Genomic DNA, 6,654 nt, shown 5'->3' with positions numbered 1-6,654 from the left:
ACGACCTTGCCAAGGTCGGGGTCGCGAGTTCGAGTCTCGTTTCCCGCTCCAAATATGGGTCTGCAGAGTTCGATTGAGTTCTGTAAGACCTTGAAAATAGACGCTTAGGCGTCTTTTTTCGTTTCAGTCAATGCCATTCCGGTCCAACTAGCCGCAAGGATTACAGCCTCGGGGATAGTGATGGTCTTTTACTCGGCGTAAGTGTGCGGATGGCAAGTTGTGGCACGTTCGCTATTGATGGGCTGGCAAGTAAAAGCACAGCTCCCTCGTGACTTCTCCCGAAGTAGCTGTCTGGCTAACATGGGCGGCGTAGGGTGTTTAGCTTTTTAAAAAGTCGAATAACACGTTCGTCATCACTGGCTATACCAAAAAGTGATGTCAAGTCCGAAGCCTTCATAATCCGTACCTTGTTTTTGCAGGTCTGTATTTTATATGATTATTGGGTCTCTAAAGTGGAAGCCCCACGGAGACTACAGCTACCTCTTCGTTATGGCTTAGTGTTACATGAACCCTGTGGTTTTCGCGTATCCAGCGTAAACGGCTTTCCTGCGGATTTTTCCATTCCGGCTCACCAAGTAATGTGAGGAGTGCTGCTTTTTTTAGGCCGAATTTTATGCCGTAAGGCAATACGCCTTGGTAGATGGAGAATTGACCTATCTGTTTGCCGTAGTACCGTATGTTTACTAATACGAGTGCTCCGTCCGGGTAGTCCCGCTCGGGCGATTTAAGCGTTTCCGAGTCTGAAAACGTCAGCTCAATTCCAGCAGTTTCTTTTGAGAGGTAGGTGTCTGTTTCCCCGCGCGCAAGGATTGGTTGCTCATAGATGTTGAGTGACTTCAGTAAATCCCCAAGCTTGGCTTCACCGTAATAGATTCCCAAGTATTGATGGTGTTGCATATTTGGCCTCATAGTCCTAGATTAATGATGTCTTCGAGCTTCTTGTCAAACCAATCGTTGTCTTTGAGTACCCTTTTCGCAGCCTTCATGTAGGCTTTTTTACATCCTCCATCTGCGTCATATTCATCGATTTTCTTGAGCATCGCTTCTACGTCTCTACGCGCAGAGTTGGCAAGGTCTGCTGCATCTTTTTTAGATTTTTCAAGGTCAGTGCTGGAGAAGGGCAGGGTTGGTGTTTCAAAGCTGCGGAGGATTAACAAATGTTGATCCAGCTTCAGACGCCGCAAATTCTCCAAGGTCGGGTACCCGCCAAGTACTAGCGCGGGCTCGAATCCGTACAACTCATCCGGCTCCAAAGGGCCATACTTCCTCAGGGCGCTGTTAAAGAGCAATTTTCCATTCGAATCTTGGATGTTAAAATCCTCTGGATCGCTAGAGCCAATTAGTGACTGTATCGTAATGTTTTGTGCGTCAAGAATCTTGGGCTTTAAGCGATTTTTTTTTAGAGCGAGAATTTCGCTCTGCTTGCAAATAATTGTGACGCTTCGTCCGGTTTTCCCCCGCATAGATATAAATTTCCGAATGCGCTTCAGCGCTATGACATGAAATTTATCTAAAGATTCTAGTGGGGTGCCTTGTAGCCAAGTATTTTTAAGGTGTTCGAAATCATGTGAATTTACTATTCAGATCAGTCCGTCTGCGTAGCTTGACCACTCTTCATTCCTCCAGTATTCAAGCAATACAGGAGGGAGGAGATTTTTCCATTTTTCAAAGCCGCTCTCTGAAACTAGAGTGCGGTGAGTGGGCTCTCCGAAACACTCGATAAATTCTGAAAAGTCTTCGTCTCGCATTTCTATCCTCCCTTTTCTGACAGGCTCTCCATGTCGCCCTGATTCATTATCAGCACAGATTGGATTTTTGTGCCGATGCTGATGTCGTTGATTGAGCTAAAATGCTGGATTACCTTGAATTATATTTTGAGCCCAAGAGTCGAATATGTCCCCTGGTGTTAGTTCTGGATCTTCGGAAAAAATTTTTTCGTATCTGATCTTCGCTCGCATTTTATTGCTTTCTACGACGTAGTGGATGAGCATTTCGCTAGGTATTTCTTGGTTGAACTCGTTACATTTTTCCTCTAAAGCCTCTAGGTCGTCGAGGCCTATGTCCAGCATGGAATTCATTCTGTTTACTGATGTGTCATACTTGGGTTCTCCTGCTTTCAAGGCGCTATTTATGTTTTCTTTTTCTACTGCAATTCCGTTTATTTTGTAGAGGACGTCGAATGCAGTAATTCCGTCTTCATTTGCGGCGTAGATGTAAATTTCATCGGCCCTGTGTTCGACATATTCTAGTGCGATGCTGACCATTTCTGCTTGAATCTCGGAAAGATGGTCTTCAAAGATTTTTGCCATGATTGTGTCTCCTAATTTTTCAGTCTGACTCTTTTAGTTTTTCCGTCGATAACTTGTGTGATGGTTAGACTATTTGGTCTTGATGATGATCCTGAGTAATTTGGGGTGATCTTTACAGAGACTTTTTTACCATTTTTTATTGCTTTTGCCCACTCATTTTCAAGCCTTTTGTATGATCCGGTATTGGTGGAGGCTGTTTGGCTTACGATGTTGTCCAGTTTAGGGGATCCACCGAATCTATCTCCGATCAAGTGTCCTGCATGATCGCCACTCATTTTTTCTGGTGAATTAGAGTTGTGTGGCAACCGTTTTTCCCGGCTGGTCAATTTCAAGTCGTTGGCTGTTACTTCTTTGATTCGACCTAGGCTATCGGTTTCATAAATATATTCGTGCTCTCCAGTCTTGTATCTGCTGTTGGGCTTTGGTCTCCCATTTGGCCCAAGGTGTGAACCATCGCGGACGACACGCTCATTTATTTTAGCGCCATCTTTTTTTCTGTAAGGTATTTCATCAACACGCTTAGTAACTTGCTCTGAGCCTTCCCTTGCAGTCCTCTCTGCTGTTTCTTTAGCTGAGCGTTCGGCTATCTCTTTCGCGGTCTTGGCCGAAGCTTCCGCCGTTGCCTTAGTCGTATGCCGCACGACCTTGCCCGCAGTGCCAGCATAACCCACAAGGGGAATAGCCGAGAGCAAGGACAGGGCAGCCCCTGCATAATCACCCCGAGCAAGGCTGATGCCTGCATTGGCAACGTCGGCGATCTCGCCCACCACCGGAATCAGGCCAAAGATATCCAGCCCCAGCTGAATACCATCGAGTATCTCATCGCCGGTAAGGCCTTCTGCCGGTGATTCGCTTTCGACTTGAGGGTTGGCGTCATTGGCGGCTTTACCAGAAGCCGGCGTTTCACCATTTACCCGACCCAGCGTATTGCCATTGGGCGTGGTGGTCGCGCCACCGCTTCGCGGCGAAGGGTAGAGCTCACGGTAGGCCGGTATGTCCTCCAGGTCCGCCAGTTCCCTGCGAAACGCTTCCTGCCGCAGGGCCTCATACTGCGTGTCATCCAGCGCCAGGGATTTGCCCCACTCATGGGCGCCATCGGCGAAGTCGACCAGTACGTTGCCTGCACCGTCGGTCTGCACGAACATCTTGTCTGGCCCGCCGGATAGCTTACGCAGCGGCACTTCGCGTACCTGAACGACCAATGGGTCCAGTTGAATGGGCTGCTGACTCATCGCATCAGCTCCCGTTCATCCAGAACAGATCCCCATGGCGAACCAGGTGATGCCCCTCCGCACGCACGGAACTACTGTGTTCCAGCGGGTGGCATTTGCCCTCGACAGTACCGCTCTTGACGCCTTTGGCCTTGCCAGCAGCGTCACCGATGGTCGTGGGTGTGAAACTACGCTTGTACACGACGACCGGATGGCCATTGGCGCGCACGCTTTTCGCCACCCCCGTGCTCGTGTCCAGCTCTGCCGTGACCGGATAAGGAACGGGTGGAACGCTGCTGCCCATCGGCGTTTTGCACACGTCGGGGGCGATGCTGATGACCGTCCATTTCGCCTGTTGCCGAGCCATTACGTTATCGGCCATATCAGACGTGCTCCCTGCTGCGGTGTGGGGCGCGCCGAACGATGGGAGCGTCGGGATCGGTTTCGAAACGCGCTTCGAGCACGCGAATACCAAGCGAATTGGACAGGCTGATACGGTGGGTCATCGACAGGGTCATGGCATCGGTATCGACGCGCAGTGTGTCGGTGAGCATTGGTAGTGGCAGCATCACGCCGTTGGCCATGCGCATGAGCACGAAGGGGCGATGGCCTGGAAGCTGGACTTCACAGTGCCCATCCTGGCTCAGGGATGGATCAACCAGGTTGAATAGGGCAACGCGAGCATCGGGTGTAGGAAACGCTACCTGCTGGTCAACTGGGGCGCCGTTCCAGTAGCCGAAATCGAAATCTTGTGGCAGACCTGGCCAGTGATTGTCTTCCCAGTTTTCGTCATAAGTGCCAGCAAGTGCCAAGCGTGGTGCCCAAGCGCGGCCAACGATGCCAAAGCCGGCCGGGCTGCAGCCATAGGAGGCCGCCACCTCCGCCATGGCAGCGGCATCTAGCGGGCCGGCTGGATGCCGCGAGCGCAGCAGGCGCTCGATGGGCTCGTCCAAATGCTCGAGCTGAGGCGCAGGCAGGCTGGCGAGCTTTTCGCCGGTCTGCTCGTAATGCAGCTTTTCATGGCGTTGTTCCAGCCAGCCACAGCCCAGCGGATTACTGAAGCAGACTTCATTGAGCAGGAATTCAGGCGCTTCGGGGTTATGCCCATAATCAGGATTGGCAAACTGGCTGGCGCCTCCAAACGCATGTTCCCAGCGTAGAGGAACGCGTGTGGCAGGCGCTGGGTCGGTGAGGTGCCAGCCGAAGAAGTTGTGATGAAACTCTCGTGGACCGGTGAAGCGCAGTGTCTTGTCCAACAACACGCGCGGTGTGAGTTGCTCTCTGTTGCGTTGTCGCACCTCAAGTATTCGTGCTTGGTGCGCCTGCAGTTCATCGGCGGTGAGGTAAACATTCGGCGCCCGCTGTGGGGGTGGCGGATCAGGGATTATTTGCTTGGGACGAGTCGATGTAACACGGATGCCGGCTTCCCACGTAGTCGCAGGTTGCCCTGCTGGCGCATGGGAATGGCCGACGACGATGACATCGCAGCGTGGTTTGAAGGGCGCCAGGTCGCTCTCTTCGAGTACGGAGCTGCTGCCAATCCCTGCATAGTAAGTGTCGGCCATGCACAGCGGCAGTGGTTCATCATCGATGACAGCGGCCCGGAGTCGGCCAGGACAGCCCTCAATCGGCTCAAGCCGATACCCGACTTTCATGGCGATGACAGGATGTTCCTGACCGTCAGGCGCAAGCGCGCTAAAGCACATGACGTCAAACGGCGTCAGGTTGCGAAACTCCATCTTGGGTTACCCCTTCAGTTGATATCGACATCCTTGCCGTTGATTTGCACAGGCCCTGTGGCACTGAAGTCAAAGTTGCTGCCGTTGATCAGCACGGTGCCGTCGGATTTCATCACCAGCGATGACTTGCCCACTGTGATGCTGAGTTCGTCACCTGCGGTGATGCTGAACGTGTTGCCGACGATGACCGACTTATGAACGCCCACCTGTTCGCTCTGGCTAAGCCCGACCGTCGTGTTCATGGCTGCGCCAACGCTGACTTGGTAACCCGCCCCAATCGTCAGGGCCTTGGCGAGGCCGATGGTCTCCGCCTTGGCCAATGCGATGGTTTCGGTCTTGTTGGCACCGATGGTCACGCTGCGGTTGGCACCAATACTGATGGTCTCGTTCTTGCCCACGTCTTCAGTACGGTGGTCACCAATGGAAATCGTCTCGTTATGATCGACGCGTTCACTGCGGTCATTGCCGACGAAGGTGGTTTCGTTGTGCTTGACGACGTTGTTCTGGTCCTTCTCGGCATGGATGAACACCTCTTGCCGACCCAGCTCATCTTCGAAACGCAACTCGTTATATCCATCCCCCTTATGTGTCTGGCTCTTGATGGTCATGCGGGTCTTGTGGCCGGGCAGGTCATACGGCGGCAGCTGATCGCCGCAATAGGTGCGCCCGGTGATCATCGGTTGGTCGGGATCACCATTGACGTACTGGATGATCACGTCCTGGCCGATCCGCGGGATTGCCATTGCGCCCCAGCTGCCACCCGCCCAGGCTTGTGAAACCCTCACCCAGCAGGAACTGAACTCGTTGTTCTGGCTTTCGCGGTCCCAGGGAAAGCTGACCTTCACCCGGCCCCACTCATCGCAATAGATTTCTTCTTCCTTCGGGCCAACCACGGTAGCCATGTGCGGGCCGTCAACGCGTGGTTTTGGCAGAGGGGCAGGGCGCCATTCGGTCCGGCCTGGGATCAGCAGGGCGGTTTGCTCGTAGCGCGTGCTCACATCGACGCCGCAGGCTTCTTCCTGCAGGCTGGTGAACTGGTGGCCCTTATGGGTAACCGCTTTCACCCGCCAATGCGCATTGAGGTCATCGCGCGGGTGCCCTGTCAGGGTGAAGCTAAGGCCCGGTTGCAGGCGAACATCGTCACCCTCAACTTCGGCAACACGTACATCGTGGCGCAGCGCAGTAATGCGGTTTTCGGTGAACGGCTTGCCGACCGCATCGCGTTTGTAACGACCTGGGTAATCGAAGTATTCGTAGTCTATGGACTGGTGTTCCAGGAAGGGTCCGGCGGCTCTGTGCTCCTGGCGGTAGGCGGGGTTGGTGAAGGTGTAGTCGCGTTGCACCTGGCGGGCAGTGCGTACCTGCTCGCTGTAGCGCAAGCGGCGAAGGCAGGGC

Annotated in this window: 8 protein-coding genes; all 8 read right to left on the bottom strand. The window is 53.3% G+C overall.

Annotation, left to right across the window (positions count from 1 at the left end; all coding sequences use genetic code 11):
- Positions 1–447: 447 nt before the first annotated feature.
- Positions 448–897 (bottom strand): hypothetical protein, encoded by a 450-nt coding sequence (locus tag IAE33_RS24190; RefSeq protein ID WP_201165715.1) that lies wholly within the window; start codon positions 895–897, stop codon positions 448–450.
- An 8-nt stretch (positions 898–905) separates the two neighbouring features.
- The gene (locus IAE33_RS24185) at positions 906–1,463 is read right to left on the bottom strand and encodes a T6SS immunity protein Tdi1 domain-containing protein (protein ID WP_201165714.1); all 558 of its coding nucleotides are present in this window, start codon (positions 1,461–1,463) and stop codon (positions 906–908) included.
- Positions 1,464–1,580: 117 nt separating this feature from the next.
- Positions 1,581–1,748 carry a GAD-like domain-containing protein gene (locus tag IAE33_RS25050; protein ID WP_201165713.1) on the bottom strand — a complete coding sequence of 56 codons (168 nt, stop codon included), beginning with the start codon at positions 1,746–1,748 and terminating at the stop codon, positions 1,581–1,583.
- Positions 1,749–1,844: 96 nt separating this feature from the next.
- Positions 1,845–2,309 (bottom strand): hypothetical protein, encoded by a 465-nt coding sequence (locus IAE33_RS24175; protein WP_201165712.1) that lies wholly within the window; start codon positions 2,307–2,309, stop codon positions 1,845–1,847.
- Between the two features lie 11 nt (positions 2,310–2,320).
- Positions 2,321–3,541 carry a DNA/RNA non-specific endonuclease gene (locus tag IAE33_RS24170; protein WP_201165711.1) on the bottom strand — a complete coding sequence of 407 codons (1,221 nt, stop codon included), beginning with the start codon at positions 3,539–3,541 and terminating at the stop codon, positions 2,321–2,323.
- 4 nt (positions 3,542–3,545) lie between these two features.
- The gene (locus IAE33_RS24165; protein ID WP_028634790.1) at positions 3,546–3,902 is read right to left on the bottom strand and encodes a DUF4150 domain-containing protein; all 357 of its coding nucleotides are present in this window, start codon (positions 3,900–3,902) and stop codon (positions 3,546–3,548) included.
- Position 3,903: 1 nt separating this feature from the next.
- On the bottom strand, positions 3,904–5,259 hold the full coding sequence (locus tag IAE33_RS24160) for a DUF2169 family type VI secretion system accessory protein (protein ID WP_201165710.1): 1,356 nt from the start codon (positions 5,257–5,259) through the stop codon (positions 3,904–3,906).
- Positions 5,260–5,273: 14 nt separating this feature from the next.
- Positions 5,274–6,654 (bottom strand): type VI secretion system Vgr family protein (locus IAE33_RS24155; protein ID WP_201165709.1); only part of this gene is annotated, 1,381 nt, incomplete at its 5' end.

This window comes from Pseudomonas sp. S60 (genome assembly GCF_016647865.1).
In the GTDB taxonomy this organism is placed as follows: Bacteria; Pseudomonadota; Gammaproteobacteria; order Pseudomonadales; family Pseudomonadaceae; genus Aquipseudomonas; species Aquipseudomonas parafulva.
The sequence above is the reverse complement of the archived record's forward strand: the minus strand, read 5'-3'. Positions and strand labels throughout refer to the sequence as shown.